Origin of the sequence: Planktothricoides raciborskii GIHE-MW2 (assembly GCF_040564635.1) — a bacterium.
Lineage (GTDB): Bacteria > Cyanobacteriota > Cyanobacteriia > Cyanobacteriales > Laspinemataceae > Planktothricoides > Planktothricoides raciborskii.
In genome coordinates, this window is the sequence record NZ_CP159837.1 from 5,302,760 (window position 1) to 5,320,509 (window position 17,750).

Below are 17,750 nucleotides of genomic sequence, written 5' to 3' on the forward strand. Positions count from 1 at the left end.
TTTTGATAACGATTAATTTTTGAGGAGTAAATAAATCATCGTCATCATGGAAAATACCGCAGAATATTATTGTGCTTATTGTGGAGAGACTAATCTAACTTTTGTCGATATTAGTGCGGGGTTTTATCAGTCTTATGTAGAAGATTGCCAAGTCTGTTGTCAACCAAATGTATTATATATTCAAATTCATGAAGAAACCCTAGATATTGAAATCAGCAGTGACCCTGAAAGTTGACATATTGAATGGGATCATCTCAGAAAGATCCAATGCATAGGGAATAGATGCATAGATGCATAGATGCATAGAAAAGTCACTATTTTCTCTATAATCTATCCTAATAGCCTCTATCCTCTCTTCCCCCGCTTCCTTTATCACGAAATCAAGCCCCTATATCAATCACAAAATATGCCAAAATTTTCCTATAGTTCTCTAATTAATGCCCCCGTAGAAACCGTCTGGAAGTTTCACGAACAACCAGATATTTTGCAAAAACTCACTCCTCCGTGGCAACCTGTTAAAATTGTGCGTCGAGAGGGAGGTTTAGATGTGGGGGCAATTTCTGAATTTTTAATTTTTATTGGACCGATTCCCGTGCGTTGGATTGCCCGTCATACTGCTTGTGAAAAAAATCGCTTATTTATTGATGAACAAGCCTCTGGGCCAATGGAAAATTGGACTCATCGCCATGAATTTGTGCCTGAGAATGGTCAAACCAGACTGACGGATTCGATTGATTTTTCTGTACCGGGGGGTTGGTTGGTCAATATTCTTTTAGGGGGGTTTATTTGCGATCGCTTACAAGATATGTTTCGCTATCGCCATCAGGTGACAAAAAAAGAATGTGAATCTGGAGTTGGTCATGCTGAATCTTAATGGTAAAGAACAGAGAGAAGCACATGGTAATACCGTTTTTAATTAAAATAGGCGGGGGTTCTCGCAAGGGTGGACTCCCGTAAGCTTCCAAGTCTTCCATTTAGTCCTTCCTTTTTAAAGGACTTGCGCTATTAGCCAGGGACTTAAGTCCCTGGCTGTTAAGACAGACCAAGCAATTGACTAGACCTCAGTCTTGGAAAGGACTAAAACCTCTCCTTTGAGCATTCGGGAAGCGGCGTCTAAAAGGGCTTCTTCTAGATAGGGCTTAGTGAAATAACCCCGTGCGCCCATATCGATCGCCATCTGCATATGTTTTTTCGCCCCACGAGAAGTCAGCATGGCCATTGGCAGGTGAGAAAGTTGGGGATCTTTTTGCAAACGAGAAAGCAGTTCCAAACCATCCATGCGAGGCATTTCGATATCGCAGAAGACAATATCGCAAGGCAAACCCGATTTGAGTTTTTCCCAAGCTTCTTGACCATCTCGCGATTGTTCTACCCGATACCCAGCTTTATTAAAGGTCATGGATAAAAGCTCTCTCACTGTAATCGAATCATCCACAATCAATACAGTGGGCTGTTCTTTTTCAACGGTTTCTTCGGGAATGATCCGATCTTCCCAGATCGTACTGGCTTTATCGGTGATGCGTCCGGCGGCTAGGTCAATGAGCTCAAGGACATCGGCGATCGCCACAATTCGACCATCCCCCATCACCGTAGCCCCAGCAACACCGACCGGCTTGGGAACAGGGCCTTCTAACTGCTTAATCACGATTTCCTGTTCGCCCAATACCTGATCGACCTGCAACGCCAAATAATTGCCAGCACTACGCAGCACCACCACAGAAATAATATCCTCTTCGGCATTGCCACCAAAGACACTGCCTCGTCCCATATGGCGATGGTAAACCAGAAGTTCGCGCATAGGTCGGAACGGCAACATGGTATCTCGCCAAGGAATAAAAGTTTCCTCTCGATCGTCTTTAGAGACTGTTTGAATCTTATCGCGGGGAACATCGAGCATATCTTCAACCCCATCCATCGGAAAAGCAATTCGGGCGCGATCGCTGATACAAATCAGCGCCTTAGAAATACTAAAAGCCAGAGGCACACGAATACTGAAACTCGTTCCTTTGCCCAGGGTAGAATCAGTATTCACCACGCCGCGAATCGAGCTTAAATTCGTCCGCACCACATCCAACCCTACACCCCGACCCGCCAAATCATCGGCTTGATCCTTGGTACTAAATCCAGCCGCGAACAACAGATCGTAAACTTCTAAGCGGCTTAATGTTTTCGCCTCCGCTGGCGTAATTAATCCTTTATCCAAAGCTTTTGCTTTTACCCGTTCCGCATCAATCCCGGCACCGTCATCAGACACAGAAATCACCGTTTGGTTGCCTTGGTGGAAGGCACGAACCGTAATCCGGCCTGTGGGAGGTTTACCTTTTCTTTGCCGTTCTTCGGGCAATTCAATCCCGTGAGCCAAAGCATTATTAACCAAGTGGGTCATCGGGTCATTGAGACTCTCAAGAATCATCTTATCGATCAAAGTTTCCGCACCTTCTACCACCAACTCCACTTGCTTACCAAATTTAATCGAGTTGTTGCGTACCCCCAAAGGTAGGCGATCGGTAATCTGAGCAAACGGCACCATGCGAGAGCGATTAATTCCTTCTTGAAGCTTATTAGTAATTTGCCGTAGCTGACGGGTTACTTGGTCAGTTTCATCCACCAAAAATTCAATATCGGAAGCGGACTCACGAACCCGGACAATCAACTCTAAAATTTCTTGAGCCAGAATATGAAACGGAGTAAACTTGTCCATTTCAAAAACACTCAAATCGTGTCCAGTGGAATGAGCGATTTGTAAGCTCCCGTCGGGCATAAAATGATTTTTGCGACTACTCAGCAAAGCAATTTCCAACAGCACCCGCTCATAAAGGTCTTGCATTCGTTGACCCACATCCGTCAGATTTTGCACCTGATGTAACAGGTTATCCAAAAACTGTCGCATCCGTTCCTGGTCTTGCTCAAGGGTATTTCGGTTGACCACCAATTCCCCAATTAAATTGCCCAGATTGTCCAATTGCTTCACGGGAACCCGCATCGTTTCATAGGTCATGCCACCCCGGGTTTTCTTCGCCGTCGAATCACTGTGGGTCTTAAAGGTTTGTGTTGACTTCTCTCTGGAACTTTCGCTACCTTTAATTGGCTCGGTTTGAGCAGGCTTTAATCGGTCTGATTTTTGTGGTGCTAAAAACTCTTGTAATTCTGTCAACCAAAGCGGTTCAGAATTCTGGATGACTTTTTGATTTAAAAATGCTTCGAGTTCATTAAAGTCAACCTTTAAAGCCGTAGGTGATAGATCTAAAATTTTCTCTAATGCACTAAAATTGACGCTGGAAGATGAAGATGGAGCAAATTTTTGAGCCAACAAACTTTCGAGAACACTAAATTCATCTTCTGGGTTTGAGACATTAGATGAAGCATCGGCAGAAATTGCTCCTGCATCTAATTCATCGAAAATATCTACAGATTCAGGACTTAATAAATCATCGAATAATTCGGAATTATTTGCCGAAGATAATTCGTTTAATTCGCTTAATTCGCGTTCCAACAGGGAATTTAAATCGGCAGAATACTGGTCGGTATTTGTTAATAATTTCGTAACAAATTCGTTGCCGAAGTTTAAATCATTGAGTCCTAAATCATCTAATTCCTCTGTTTCCTCCTCCATTTCCTCAAAATTCAGTGATGAATTTGCGGAAACAAAAGCTGCATCATTAAACAGATTATCCAAATCAGAAAAGTCTACGGTAGCTTTTCTCTTTTCTGGGGTTTCGACAGAATCGAAATTTAGCTTGGGTTCATCTTCCTGGGTGTCTAGGGAATTATGCTCTAAATCTAAATCATCTAAGGAGACTTCATGGTCTGAAAAAATATCGGCAAAATCCTCGGAAATTGTTACAGCTTTTGGAGCGGATATCTCTTCAACATTTTTCTCACTTTCTAACAAATCTCCAAATAAATCTTCTAAGGATTCTGTAGCTGAAGCCATCGATGCCTTGCGGCGATCGCTTTCCAGACTTAATCCAGATTCATTTTCATCGGCGATCGAAAATAATTCATCATAACTCAAATCATCGTCCAAGTTAGTCGATGAATCCGTCATCGGATTCAAATCAGCCTTATTAATACCGCCGACGCCGATTTCATCGGTGTCTAAGTCAACGAGTTCAGTCAATAAGCTCAAATCTAAATCATCTTCCGAGAGATCCGGAGTATCCTGAATATAAGTGCTTTCGCTCATGGTCAGCGAACTTAAATTAGAAGAACTGTTATAACCCGAATCCTGATTCATTTCTGAGAAGAAAACTTCATCGTCTCCATCCCAGATGATCTCTAGGTTTTCTGCCGCTGATTTAGAGCCTATATTTTCAATTTCATTTTCCCAATGTATGTCTAATTCTTCATCAGAAGCTTCATCAAATAAACTATTTAAATCCTCAAATTGTGAAACAGATGATGATGATTTGGCATCAGAAGCATCATTTAAGTCATCAATTTCAAAGATGTCTTCAAAAGAATTATCAGACTGATCGGCGATATTTTTTTGTGACTTTATTCCTGAATCCGCTTCATTTTCATTAATAAAAACCAGTTCATCAAAGAAATCATCATCATTTTCTGCTTCTAATGATTGGGCATAATTAGGCGAATTAGTTGATCTACTTTCCGGCAAATCTGACTCAGCAAAATCCAATAATAAATCAGAAAAATCTTCCTCATTATTCTTGTCCGAGTTACTTTCTGAATTTGCTAAATTTTCTCTTGGTAAAATTTGCTCTGCTTCCGCAAATAATTCTTCATTCCATCCAGCGATTTCTTCACCGTCAAATAAATCTTTTAACGTATTCAGTTCGTCCATGCCTACTTCTGGTCCTTTGAGTTTTTCCTGTCCCGAATGTTTATAGGTAGTTTTGCCCGTATTACTACTTGGCAAAGAAATCACTTTAGACGGATTTTTAGGGGCAGCGGAAGTTGAGTCGGATGATAAACTTTTTATGGATTCTAGTTGTGAAATCAACCAGTTATTGGGTGAATCGGGGGAATTAGGGGTCATTGTTATAAATGTTTCTGAGTTTAGGTTAGTGGTATTTTTATCAATGGAAGTATTTTCTGCTACTACGGGCGGCAACAACAATTTTAGCTCTTGGCTCGGTTGAATTTCCGTTGACTTGCCGGTAAGTACGAGTTGCCGAGCCTGTTTAATTTCTTTAAGAATGACTGGAGCCAGAGCATGATATGTTTTGTGAGTGTTTTGGCAGGTGAGAGTCACGATTTGAATCAGTTCACTCCACTCTCGAAGTTCAAACGTTTCACCCGCTTGGAGTAAGTTACGGCAAATTTCGCCTAAATGTTGTCGGCTAGACGCTGTATCTGGTTGTTTAAAAGTTTCTAGCATAAGTTGCAACAACTTAGGCACATCACTTTTAAAAATTAATTGGAGTGCGCTATCTTCTAAGAGTGTTGGTTGATTCATCGGTGCAGGCTGAATCATCGAGTCCAAGGGTGCGGCTCGGTTAGCGGGTCTGGCTTGAGATCCATGAACCGGAGTAAACACCCGTGGTTTTTCGTTCAGGCTGTTTAAGTGGCCCATCAGTTCTTTAATCGTTGGTTCAGCTTTGGCTGTGATTTCAGCGGCATCTTGTTCCGTTAATCCTTGACCACTGGTGAACTGAGCAAATAATCGTTTTAGGGAATCAAAAGTCGATAAAAGTAAAGATTCTAGAGTTTGATCGATGTCAATGGGAACTTCTTTGAGGACTTTAAAACTATCCTCAAGTGCATGGGCTATTTGTTGAATGCTATTGATACCAAGCATTGCCGCTCCCCCTTTAATGGAGTGAGCCGCTCGAAAAGCTTCGCCGATCTTGTCTGGATCTGCGACCGTCATGGTCAGATGAAGTAAGCTTTGATCTATGGTATTGAGGTGTTCTTTCGTTTCCTCAATAAAGTAGCCCATGATTTTGTTCTGTTCCGACGACATGGCTTATACCATTTCTATGTGTGAGTGAGGTTTCAAAAGTCGGCAAAAAGATTAATTTGTAATTTTTTACCAAAAAAGATGCTGATTTGTTATGTAAATCCTTAATTAAGTTTTGGATTTTGCCACGAATCCTGGTCGCTGCTTTACGCATTTGATAACGTTGACGCTTGTGGTCAGATCTAGCAATTTTACTCATTAGATTGTCAAGATGCGTACAGAGTCGATTGATTCTGCCGATGTCGTTCTTACCAATCTCTAAAATCGTTGACCCATCATAGCCCGTTAAAAAACTGCGAACTCCTGGATCTAAAGCAATCACTCCCGTCTGGGAAGTTTCCGTAGGTTCTCGATATTCAGGAAAAACTCCAAACCATAAGCCTTTCTGATAAAGAAGTTGAGTTCCATAACGGCATTGCTGTGGGATTTTTTCGGCTGATTTGAACTCAAGTCCTTTAGTTGCCTGACAATACCAAGTCCCGTTCTTGAAATTACCTACCTTGAATTTAATCACTTGATCAAAAGCGCGACAAGACTTAAAAGAGGCATTCCCGATATTGGCTTTGGCTTGTTTATGAGCATCTACGGCGTCTGCTACAGCTTCTTGTAACTGGTGACCCGGCAATTCTTTGACCCAATCAGGACGATTTTCCTCGCGAGCTAAAGCTTGTAATGAGAACGCTGATAAGTTGGGTTTATTTCTCAGGTAAGCAATCGTCCAGTTATAAATCCAGCGATAAGCAGCTAACCATTTTTTCCACAATTGATGAAGTTTTTTACAGGGATATATTCGGATTCTCTTGACGGCATTCTGAGTCCGTTTCGTCGTTGAGTTTCTGGCTTTTTTCTTGAAGCACTTTTTCAACTTGTTTTTTGTATTTTCGCAGTCCGTATAGCCTTGCAGAAAAGCAATGGAGGATGGACAGGATATCTTCAACGAGTTCTCTTTCTGGAGAGAGATTACGTTGATTAAGAACCACGAGTTTGCATCCAGCTTGGTCGCATAACCACTCAATAAGCGGGAATCCAAATCGGACGATTCTATCGGGGTAAGCGCAGACAAGGCATCCGACATCAGCCCGGTAGATTCGCTCCAAAATGGCGATAAGTTTTTTCCGCTTAAAATTGAGTCCGGAGCCAATTTCTTGAACAATTTCAGATGACGGATATGCGTGGCGCAAAAATTCAACTTGTCTAGACAAGTCATCTCGCTGGGAATAACTAGAGACTCTTGCATAGCAAATAGTTGGTTTCGCGTCCTGCTCGTACTCAACAATTGCAAATCGGCGCTGCCCCCCTGGGGTTCGGATGGACTTGATTTTTCCTTGTTTGTCCCATCGCCGCAATGTACTAATGGCAACTCCAAGAGATTCAGATGCTTCTCTGGGCGTAACATATTTCATCGGCCTAAAAAATTACTCGTTGCTGTCATTCTAGCACTAGATGACAAAATATGATAAGGTTTAGTAATATTTTTTTTAACCTCCTGTGCCTTCTATGCAATTCAGGGTCGTTGCTGGTCTTGATGGCCGGTTTTGACTGGCCGATCGCTCATCGAAACCGAGAAATTGGAGATTGATGGACTAGATCCGTGACGAGACTCTCAAGATATCTCGACAAACAGATTGAGTTGCAAAAATTGTGAAATAGAGGCACCCATCGGTATGCACGATATCTTGGACTAATTGCCAGAGGTGCGATGGAACGGCGCTAATAGACTAGAGTCATAGCCAGCCAACACCCTGAAGCTTTCAGCACTTATCAGGACTTACGCTGTCTCGCTTGATTAATAGGCGATCGATGGCCGTTGATCGGCAATGATCACCGGACAGATAGGGTTCATACGCAAGTCGGATATGGGATTGAATTCAAAAGCCAACCAGCTAGGGCGTGTCATCAATTAAGCCAAATGACAGAAGCGATGAGATAAATTGCTCCTAAAAAATTACGAGCAGTCTTATCATAACGAGTTGCAATCGCTCTATATTGCTTCAGACGGGCAAAAAAGTTCTCAATTAAATGACGGGCTTTATAAAGCTCTTTGTCATATGGGTAAGAGACTGTGCGATTCCCTTTTGAGGGAATCACCGCCTCACATTTTTTGGCGGAAGATATCGCTTTCGAACTCGCTCATCTGCATCATATGCTTTGTCTGCTAAAACTGCCTCCGCTTCTATCTCTGGTAACAAGACATCCGCTCCCTCTAAGTCATGGGCTTGCCCCGCAGTTAAATGAAATCCGGTCGGATTCCCCAGTGGATCACAAGTGGCATGAATCTTAGTGCTCAACCCCCCTTTGCTACGTCCAATGGCTTGGTCTTCTCCCCCTTTTTTTCCGCCCCGGCACTGTGTTGATGGGCTCGCACAATCGTACTATCAATCATGGCATATTCATCATCCGCATCTTCTGCCAGTAACTCGAAGATATTCTCCCACACCCCAGAACGACACCAACGACTAAATCGAGTGTGAATCACCCTAAAATCACCAAATCTGTCGGGTAAATCACGCCAAGGAATACCGGCACGATAGCGATAGAGAACTGCTTCAACAAAGAGACGATTATCTTTGGCCGTAACTCCGACATGTCCTTTTCTGCCCGGAAGCAGAGGCTCAATTTTTTCCCATTGGTCGTCTCTGAGAGCGTAACGGCGCATAATTCACCTGATGATCTAAAAAGTTTTCTGCTTCTACCTCTGCATTTCTCCTGCTTTTTGTCAAGTCTTCCAATTGATGACACGCCCTAGACAAGGAATGTGTTTTATCGTATTAGGCAACAACCCCAGATACGTTTAATTATTCTGTGTTTATGCCACTTAATCCTTTATCCTGTAAGGCTTATGAGCGTTAACTCAATCTACTTTTGATGCTACGTGACTCAATCTTGACTCAATATCAACATACCATACTGGTTAAATGAGTCAACTACCGCTAGGGAATAACAGCAATTCTCATTTTGGCAAAAAACTGTTCAAGTCCCCTTGAGACCTGTATGGTAATGATATCTGCAAAACCCAAGAGAGCCAGAGCCCTTGAAAAAGCCAGGTTGGTTTGACACTGTAGTGAGTTCTTTTCGCGAGCGCTTGTCGTCGCTACCGGACAAGCGCCGAGGTAAAAATACCCGCTATGGAATGGAGGATGCTGCGTTGAGCGCATGCAGGGGTGTTCTTCACCCAAACCCCGTCCTTCCTGGCCTACCAGCGCAAGATGGCAGGCAATAAGGGTCAAAGCAATGCTCAAAGCCTGTTTGGAGTGCATAAGATTCCTTGCGACAACCACATCCGGGACTTGCTCGACGGGGTTGTGGCGGAGGAGCTGTTTCCCGTATTCGAGGAAATCCTACAGATGTTGGACGAACAGGGTCAGTTGAAGGACTTCCGGTCTGTGGCCGACACCCTGTTGGTTGCTATGGATGGGACGGAATACTTCAGTTCAACTCAAATCCACTGTCCTGGCTGCTCGACACGCACCTTGAGGTCAGGAGACATTCAACACTTCCATAGCGTGGTCACTCCAGTCATCGTCTGTCCAGGGCAGACTCAGGTGATTCCGTTAGTCCCTGAGTTTGTCCGCCCCCAAGACGGTCATGACAAACAAGACTGTGAGAATGCCGCTGCGAAGCGGTGGTTGAACCAGCATGGTCCGAGCTTGAGTCGCTTGAAGGTAACGGTGTTAGGCGATGACTTGTACTGCCACCAACCCCTGTGTCAGCTACTGTTAGACCACCAGTTGGACTTTATCTTGGTCTGTCGCCCAGATTCCCACACTACGCTTTATAACCATCTTGAGGGGATTGACCTACCAACAGTCATCAGCAAAAGGTGGACGGGAAAAGTTGAGGAAACCTGGACTTACCGATATCTCAATGACTTGCCCCTCAAAGACGCGGCGGATGCGCTGTTGGTGAACTGGTGTGAGGTAACTGTCAGCCGTCCTGACCAAAAGGTGATTTACCATAACGCCTTTGTGACCCGCTACACCCTTACTGATGATAACGTAGCTGAGATTGTTCAAGCCGGTCGCACTCGTTGGAAGGTTGAGAACGAGAATAACAATACCCTCAAGACCAAAGGCTACCATCTCGAACATAACTTCGGCCATGGCAAACAGCATCTGGCTGCCTTTCTGGCAACTCTGAATATCTTGTCCCTACTCTTTCATCCGCTGCTGGAGCGGCTCGACGAGAAATATAAACGGCTGCGAGGCCATCTGCCGACTCGCCAGACCTTTTTTGATGATTTACGGGCTTTAACCCGGTATCTGTATTTCGACAACTGGGATCACCTGCTCACCTTCATGCTCCAGGGACTTGAGCTAGAGATTCCCCCCAATAGCAGTTAAATTTCCAAAATGAGAATTGCTGAGGGAATAACCACTAAACTAATCAACGATTTTAATTAATATTAGGGGTCGATGGGGAAATCGCTCTCCCCACCTCCCATTCAGAACCCATCGTGCCACTTTCACGGCAATAGGCTCCTACCTAATTTGACCCTTTTCATGGGTACGACTACCAGAGTGGCAGTTCTTCTTCCTGTTGCCCTTGGGCGCTTCCGTCATATCTTGACTTTAAGTCGTGACAATGAGCGTGAAGCAATTGCAGGTTTTTGTATTCATCCTTTCCGCCTTGGCTTCTAGGGATGATGTGGTCTACTTCGAGCAGGTCGCTGCTTGTGAAGTATTGCCCGCAATATGGACATTTACCATGCATGCTTTTTCAGCAGTTTTGCCACTCTTGTGGGGGCTTCGATGTCTTGTCCTCGCCTGGTACTCCAGTAAACCCAGTCGCCGTCATACGGAGATTTGTCAGGCTTGACTAAGGTATGTCGTTTAATTTCGACGTCCGCGTGTTTCCATAGCGTTAGTCCGTCTGCTGCGGCAAACGTCCATGTACCATGTCGGCCTTTGCGGTAATACTTGCGTATTGCTTGGGCTTTTTGTTTTCTTCCACGTCTACTTACTGACCATGCTCTGAGCATTTGCCAAAGAACCATGTCTTCTGATGAGAACGTTTCCTTAGCTGCTACCCCTGAATAGTAGTTTGCCCACCCTTTAATCATTGGATTTAATCTACCAATGAGTCCCGCTTGCGGGGCTGTTTTGTGGGTCTTAATAACTTCTTTTAGGGCTACATGGTGAGCTTTGATTGCTTTCTTACTCGGCTTAATCAGGGTTTTATATCCCAGTAGTTTCCCTTGGGGGTTTTTCCCTGATTTGTGTTTTCCAACTGGATATTGTCGGATGTTGAATCCCAAGAAATCAAAACCGGGAGTTACAGTCAATTCACTTCCTGTAACCAACTGATTAAGGGTGTGACATATCCTGGTTTTTTCTGGTTTTAATTCCAGACCAACTGGTTTTAGCCAAGCTTCAATTGCCGCTTTAGCCTTATGGATGACCTCTAACTCTGGGTGTAGTACCACAAAATCATCGGCGTATCTAATGATTCTGACAGGGGGTGTGTATAAGCCTTTTTTGCTGTACATAGGAAATTGACTTTCTACATCCCGAATCATCCCATCTAGTGCTATGTTGGCCAAAAGGGGTGAGATAACCCCACCTTGGGGTGTACCTGCCTCTGGCTTTTCAAAGGCTCCTCTGTCCATGATTCCGGCTTTTAACCAAATTTTTACTTGGTGTCGGATTTTTGCTGGACATTGGAGCTTTTTCAGTAAGTAAATGTGGTTGATTTTGTCAAAACATTTGGATATATCCGCATCCAGAACATAGTTAGGTTTCTTGTTTATTACAAGATATATTCTGGCTACGGCGTCATGTGTTGACCTACCTGGCCTAAAACCATACGAGGTTTCCTCAAATTGGGATTCCCAATACGGCTCTAGTGCCATTTTTACCAATGCCTGACGCGCTCTATCCTCTATTGTTGGTATCCCCAGGGGGCGTTTTTCATCCCGTCCGGGTTTTGGTATCCATACTCTGCGGACTGCTTTGGCCTTATTGGTTAGTGACAGTCTGGAGGCCAGGCTGAGCCTTTGTACGGGTGTTAGTGATTTTATCCCGTCTACCCCGGCTGTCTTCTTTCCTCTATTGAGTTGGGTTACTTGCCTTACGGCGAGTAGTTTCGCGTAGTATGACTTTAACAGTAGTTTTTGAAGCCCTTTTGCTATGACCTCGTTGCCCTTACTAGCCGCTCTGTAGATTCTCTTTTGGAGCTTGAACACTTTCCGCTGTACTAATTTCCAGGGGATTCCGTTCCATTCCACCATCGACTTTTGTCGTGTTTTGGACATATATATCACTACTTGAGACTCTACAATTCAACTTAGGCACAGGCTGTCAGCATATACCAGTTATTAGGCTGGTCTTTGGCTTCTGCACTGCATCTCTCACCCATGTGGCTTGCGCTTACACTTATCACTACTTAGGATTATCGACCTATCCTGAGAGCCAATATGGGCTTTAATTCGTTCCGTGGATTTGGGATTATTAGTTTTAGGATGCTGCCCTCTCCCCCTGGGTACTTTTGGGATTTCGTTAATACGTGAGATATACAACTCCGTATCTTTGTAGGCAACCACAGAATTTACCTACCCATTCCCCGTGACCTTTTTGGTCGCAGCGTATCAACCAGATTTCGCTACTTAATAATTGAGAGGGTTCAAGTCGGACAGAAAGCCTCACGGCTGACCTTGACTAATTGGCTCGAAGGGATTCCCTTACTGGTTAAGCGTTACCTCCTTTTCAACCCGCTTCACACCAGTGAATAGTGAGTCTCCGGGTGGGGCTGATGCCTAATTACCCCTGACAATTTTTAAATCTTTGTTAAGATTCTTCTTTTGCCAGAAAATCCGGGTATTTGGTCGGGTAAGGTTCAGGGATTACTCCCCTCCCCTCCCCTAAGAACCGGACTTGACACTTTCGCATCATCCGGCTCAAGCCTTATTTCAAGCGATTGGACTTGGATTTGCTGTGTACCTGCTTATGACACGCTTGGTGTAAATGCACAAGGTTTTCAATGTCGTTTTTTCCCCCTTCTGCAACAGGTACTATATGGTGGGTTTCGATTTCCTCCCGGTTGAATAAAGGTTCGCCACAGATAGGGCATTTCCAGTTTTGGTTTTGAGCGATTTTATAATTCCGGGAGTTTTTCTCCCAGTAGCTCTTACCATATTTCTGGTGACGTTTTTCCCAGTATTCCTTGAGGCTCGGATCGTCCGGTGACGCTTCCCCTTTGACCTTTACATGGCGCTCGATTGGGGTGTAAGCTATTGGGTAGAGAATTATTTCTACCTCTTTTCCTCGTCGTTTGTCTGTACCTGTACAGGCAAACGTCCACTTATTGCCTTTTATGGTCTTAAAGTAACGTTTCCGAATCCATTTTGTGTTTTTGTTGGGATGCCGACGCTTCGCCCAACTCCAAAGGTAGTACCACACTCTTGATGAGATGTAGCTGAAGGTTACTTTGCTCACTACCCCTTTGTAGTAGTTAGCAAAACCTCGGAGAATCGGATTTAGCTTTTTAATGACTACTTCCTGTTCACAACCATTCATTGCCTTTATTTCTTCGCCTATCCTTTTACAGAAGGCTAGAACCTTCTTTTTGGATGGTTTGACAAGCAGTTTGCCGTTATAGTGGCGGTGGTTGAAACCGAGAAAGTCAAAGCCGTCTTCTATTGATGTAATAACCGTTTTCTCCGTGCTTAATTCAAGTCCTCTTTCTGATAACCATTGCTGGATTCTGGTCTGGGCTTTTTCAAGACTTCCCTTGTCTCTGGCAGTAACTATAAAGTCGTCTGCATACCGCACAATGCCTAATTTTGAATTGGTGGTTTTAACGAGTTGTTCCAAACCATGCAGTCCAATGTTGGCTAGTAGGGGTGAGATTACCCCTCCTTGCGGTGTTCCCGTCTTTGTGGGGTTGAATTCCCCTTTGAGAACATAGCCAGCTTTTAACCATCTTTGGATTAAATCCCTTTTAGGGAAGTTTCCTAATTGTTTCAAGATGGATTCATGGGCAATGTTATCGAAAAATCCTTTGATGTCAGCTTCTAAAACCCAAGTGTCTCTGCCTTTACAAAGTCTGATAAAACTTTGTTCAATGGCATCTTGACAGCTTCTTCCGGGTCTGAATCCGTAGGAATTTGGCTCAAACACGGGTTCCCATTCGGGTTCTAGTGCGTTCATTACTATTGCCTGTTCGATTCTGTCGCGCAAGGTTGGGATTCCTAGCGGTCGTAACTTTCCGTTTGGCTTTGGTATCATTACCCGTTTGGTTGGGCTTTGAGTTCCGCCTCTCCAGTTGTTTACCAGCTTCACCCTTTGCTCTGGGGTATTGACTATTTCCTTGTCAATTCCTGCCGTTGCTTTTCCTTTATTGGTTTGGGTGATTCTCCTCACTGACAATAGTAAGTTTGCGTGGCTTCTTAACATTAACTTTTGTAGACTTCTCAGTTTACGAAAGTTACCAAGTTTTCTCGCGAGAAAGATTCTTTGACGTAAATTCCTAACCAGCTTGTTGACTTTTCGCCAGTTAATTTGGCTCCAGTCTTCCAGTGGTTTCTTTAGTCCGTTTGTTGCATTTGGTTGCGACATCTAACTTGTCCTCAGATACGGTTTTTATTGTCTGGTCTCTTTCTCATAAGACCCAAGGCAAGTCTGCTGTTCCTTTCGGTCAGGGGCAAATTTTGAACCCCTATCCTCCTTATTACAGGGAGGCTTTCGCTTTTTGCCTCATCCTTTACCCCCCAGAGAGTTCTGCTTTCCTTACGGTCTGCTTACTACGGGATTCGACCTTCCCATAGACTCTGTGGGGTTTACCCTGTTGTATCATTTGGTTGTCCGTTCTCTCGTTAGGTGCTGCCTCTCCTGCGGTGGGGTTTTGATCACACGCCTTGATGAAGAAAAAACATCAAAACCACCCACTTACCTTTTGGTTCGAGCCTGTCAGCCTTATTTGGCTCGTTCCTAAATTACGCAGTTTGAATGACAGTTCATTTTCATTCACCGTTGAGAGACTCCCTCTTGCTCCTAACCGGCTTAGGCTGCTGGCTTCGGCTACGTTCGGGGTCTGCATTCCGCCTGTTTCGTTACCTACTGGGGCGTGACCATACCATTTCTGGTATTTTCCGCGAGGGTAGGGGGTGTGACTCCCCTAGTAGAGCCGGCTCTACTTACCAATTGACCTTTCAGGTCGCACTCTTCCATTTAGGACAACAAATCCACAGTTGGTCGGGTAAGGTTCAGGGATTACTCCCCTCCCCTCCCCTAAGAACCGGACTTGACACTTTCGCATCATCCGGCTCAAGCCTTATTTCAAGCGATTGGACTTGGATTTGCTGTGTACCTGCTTATGACACGCTTGGTGTAGATGCACAAGGTTTTCAATGTCGTTTTTTCCCCCTTCTGCAACAGGTACTATATGGTGGGTTTCGATTTCCTCCCGGTTGAATAAAGGTTCGCCACAGATAGGGCATTTCCAGTTTTGGTTTTGAGCGATTTTATAATTCCGGGAATTTTTCTCCCAGTAGCTCTTACCATATTTCTGGTGACGTTTTTTCCAGTATTCCTTGAGGCTCGGATCGTCCGGTGACGCTTCCCCTTTGACCTTTACATGGCGCTCGATTGGAGTGTAAGTTATTGGGTAGAGAATTATTTCAACCTCTTTCCCTCGCCGTTTGTCTGTACCTGTACAGGCGAACGTCCACTTATTGCCTTTTATGGTCTTAAAGTAACGTTTCCGAATCCATTTTGTGTTTTTGTTGGGATGCCGACGCTTCGCCCAACTCCAAAGGTAGTACCACACTCTTGATGAGATGTAGCTGAAGGTTACTTTGCTCACTACCCCTTTGTAGTAGTTAGCAAAACCTCGGAGAATCGGATTTAGCTTTTTAATGACTACTTCCTGTTCACAACCATTCATTGCCTTTATTTCTTCGCCTATCCTTTTACAGAAGGCTAAAACCTTCTTTTTGGATGGCTTGATAAGCAGTTTGCCGTTATAGTGGCGGTGGTTGAAACCGAGAAAGTCAAAGCCCTTTTCTATTGATGTAATAACCGTTTTCTCCGTGCTTAATTCAAGTCCTCTTTCTGATAACCATTGCTGGATTCTGGTCTGGGCTTTTTCAAGACTTCCTTTGTCTTTAGCAGTGACTATAAAGTCGTCTGCATACCGCACGATGCCTAGTTTTGGGTTGGTGGTTTTAATGAATTGTTCCAAACCATGCAGTCCAATGTTGGCCAGTAGGGGTGAGATTACCCCACCTTGCGGTGTTCCCGTCTTTGTGGGGTTGATATCCCCTTTGAGAACATAGCCAGCTTTTAACCATCTTTGGATTAAATCCCGTTTAGGTAGGTTTCCTAATTGTTTCAAGATGGATTCATGGGCAATATTATCGAAAAATCCTTTGATGTCAGCTTCTAGAACCCAAGTGTCTCTGCCTTTTTGAAGTCGCATAAAAGTCCAATGGCATCTTGACAGCTTCTTCCGGGTCTGAATCCGTAGGAGTTTGGCTCAAACACGGGTTCCCATTCGGGTTCTAATGCATTCATTACTATTGCCTGTTCGATTCTGTCACGCACGGTTGGGATTCCTAGCGGTCGTAACTTTCCGTTTGGCTTTGGTATCATTACCCGTTTGGTTGGGCTTTGAGTTCCGCCATTCCAGTTGTTTACCAGCTTCACCCTTTGCTCTGGGGTATTGACTATTTCCTTGTCAATTCCTGCCGTTGCTTTTCCTTTATTGGTTTGGGTGATTTTCCTCACTGACAATAGTAAGTTGGCGTGGCTTCTTAACATCAACTTTTGCAAACTTCTTAGTTTGCGAAAGTTACCAAGTTTTCTCGCGAGAAAGATTCTTTGACGTAAGTTCCTAACCAGCTTGTTGACTTTTTGCCAGTTAATTTGGCTCCAATCTTCCAGTGGCTTCTTTGGTCCGTTTGTTGCTTTTAGCTGCGACATCTAACTTGTCCTCAGATATGGTTTTTACCGTCTGGTCTCTTTCTCATAAGACCCAAGGCAAGTCTGCTGTTCCTTTCGGTCAGGGGCAAATTTTGAACCCCTATCTCCCCATTACAGGGATGCTTTCGCTTTTTGCCTCATCCTCTACCCTCCAGAGAGTTCTGCCTTCCTTGCGGTCTGCTTACTATGGGATTCGACCTTCCCATAGACTCTGTAGGGCTTACCCTGTTGTGTCGTTTGATTGTCCGTCCTCTCGTTAGGTGCTGCCTCTTCTGCGGTGAGAGTTTGGCCACACGCCTTGATGACCATTAAGCACCAAGGCCACCCACTTTACCTTTTGGTTCGAGCCTGTCAGCCTTATTTGGCTCGTTTCACGATGACGCAGTTTGAATGGCAATTCATTTTCATTCACCATTGAGAGAGTCCCTCTTGCTCCTAACCGGCTTAGGCTGCTGGCTTCGGCTACGTTCGGGGTCTGCATTCCGCCTGTTTCGTTACCTACTAGGGCGTGACCATACCTTTTATGGTATTTTCCGCGAGGGTAGGGGGTGTGACTCCCCTAGTAGGGCCGACCCTACTTACCAAACGACCAGTTCAGGTCGCGCTAATAGTTCGTGACTTACGAGTCCAGGCGGGTGCCTGTTAGTACACTGCGTCAACCTAAACCATTACCACGCGCACATTTCGGGTGTTACCCTCCATTTTCCGCGTGAACGAGTCGCACTTGTGGTTTTATTATAATCTAAATAGTGGTGCGATTCGTTCACGCGGAAAGTGGATGGTAATACCTGAAACGTTCGCGTGGTCTGGGTTAGAGGCAACCCTAGAACCCAGATAACTCTCAAGGTGTTTGGGATAGTCCCGTAAGACCTGGATTCCAGAGAGGACAACACCTCTCTAGGTCATCGACA

The 17,750-nt window shown here is 44.5% G+C and carries 8 protein-coding genes and 3 pseudogenes; 3 read left to right on the top strand and 8 right to left on the bottom strand.

Annotation, left to right across the window (positions count from 1 at the left end):
- The first annotated feature begins 46 nt into the window (after positions 1–46).
- Complete coding sequence (locus ABWT76_RS22710; RefSeq protein ID WP_054468199.1) at positions 47–235, top strand: CPXCG motif-containing cysteine-rich protein; 189 nt, start codon at positions 47–49, stop codon at positions 233–235.
- 171 nt (positions 236–406) lie between these two features.
- The gene (locus ABWT76_RS22715) at positions 407–874 is read left to right on the top strand and encodes an SRPBCC family protein (RefSeq protein ID WP_354634988.1); all 468 of its coding nucleotides are present in this window, start codon (positions 407–409) and stop codon (positions 872–874) included.
- 180 nt (positions 875–1,054) lie between these two features.
- On the opposite strand, the gene ABWT76_RS22720 is transcribed toward ABWT76_RS22715, so the two are convergent.
- From ABWT76_RS22720 to ABWT76_RS22735, 4 genes and pseudogenes are all read right to left on the bottom strand, one after another.
- Entirely contained in the window at positions 1,055–5,926 is a 4,872-nt protein-coding gene (locus ABWT76_RS22720) for a response regulator (protein ID WP_354634989.1), read from the bottom strand.
- Complete coding sequence (locus ABWT76_RS22725) at positions 5,886–6,686, bottom strand: transposase (protein ID WP_354634990.1); 801 nt, start codon at positions 6,684–6,686, stop codon at positions 5,886–5,888. Before ABWT76_RS22725 ends, ABWT76_RS22720 begins: the two co-directional genes overlap by 41 nt.
- A gap of 13 nt (positions 6,687–6,699) precedes the next feature.
- On the bottom strand, positions 6,700–7,326 hold the full coding sequence (locus ABWT76_RS22730) for an IS607 family transposase (RefSeq protein WP_054470490.1): 627 nt from the start codon (positions 7,324–7,326) through the stop codon (positions 6,700–6,702).
- Between the two features lie 493 nt (positions 7,327–7,819).
- Positions 7,820–8,579, bottom strand: a pseudogene (locus ABWT76_RS22735) (IS5 family transposase).
- Between the two features lie 375 nt (positions 8,580–8,954).
- Between ABWT76_RS22735 and ABWT76_RS22740 the strand changes: the two are divergent.
- Positions 8,955–10,263 (top strand): annotated as a pseudogene (locus ABWT76_RS22740) (ISNCY family transposase).
- Between the two features lie 169 nt (positions 10,264–10,432).
- Here ABWT76_RS22740 and ltrA (ABWT76_RS22745) read toward each other — a convergent pair.
- The 4 genes and pseudogenes from ltrA (ABWT76_RS22745) to ABWT76_RS22760 form a co-directional block, all read right to left on the bottom strand.
- Positions 10,433–12,173: pseudogene (ltrA, locus tag ABWT76_RS22745) on the bottom strand (group II intron reverse transcriptase/maturase).
- A gap of 649 nt (positions 12,174–12,822) precedes the next feature.
- Entirely contained in the window at positions 12,823–14,475 is a 1,653-nt protein-coding gene (ltrA, locus tag ABWT76_RS22750; RefSeq protein ID WP_354634715.1) for a group II intron reverse transcriptase/maturase, read from the bottom strand.
- Between the two features lie 715 nt (positions 14,476–15,190).
- Positions 15,191–16,336, bottom strand: coding sequence for a reverse transcriptase domain-containing protein (locus tag ABWT76_RS22755; RefSeq protein ID WP_354634991.1), 1,146 nt, complete (start codon positions 16,334–16,336; stop codon positions 15,191–15,193).
- The gene (locus ABWT76_RS22760) at positions 16,300–16,839 is read right to left on the bottom strand and encodes a reverse transcriptase N-terminal domain-containing protein (protein ID WP_354634992.1); all 540 of its coding nucleotides are present in this window, start codon (positions 16,837–16,839) and stop codon (positions 16,300–16,302) included. Before ABWT76_RS22760 ends, ABWT76_RS22755 begins: the two co-directional genes overlap by 37 nt.
- Positions 16,840–17,750: the final 911 nt, after the last annotated feature.

Coding starts and splice junctions, on each gene's coding strand:
- ABWT76_RS22710 (WP_054468199.1), top strand. CDS start 47: ATGGAAAATACCGCAGAATATTATTGTGCTTATTGTGGAGAGACTAAT.
- ABWT76_RS22715 (WP_354634988.1), top strand. CDS start 407: ATGCCAAAATTTTCCTATAGTTCTCTAATTAATGCCCCCGTAGAAACC.
- ABWT76_RS22720 (WP_354634989.1), bottom strand. CDS start 5,926: ATGTCGTCGGAACAGAACAAAATCATGGGCTACTTTATTGAGGAAACG.
- ABWT76_RS22730 (WP_054470490.1), bottom strand. CDS start 7,326: ATGAAATATGTTACGCCCAGAGAAGCATCTGAATCTCTTGGAGTTGCC.
- ltrA (WP_354634715.1), bottom strand. CDS start 14,475: ATGTCGCAACCAAATGCAACAAACGGACTAAAGAAACCACTGGAAGAC.
- ABWT76_RS22755 (WP_354634991.1), bottom strand. CDS start 16,336: ATGCGACTTCAAAAAGGCAGAGACACTTGGGTTCTAGAAGCTGACATC.
- ABWT76_RS22760 (WP_354634992.1), bottom strand. CDS start 16,839: ATGTCGCAGCTAAAAGCAACAAACGGACCAAAGAAGCCACTGGAAGAT.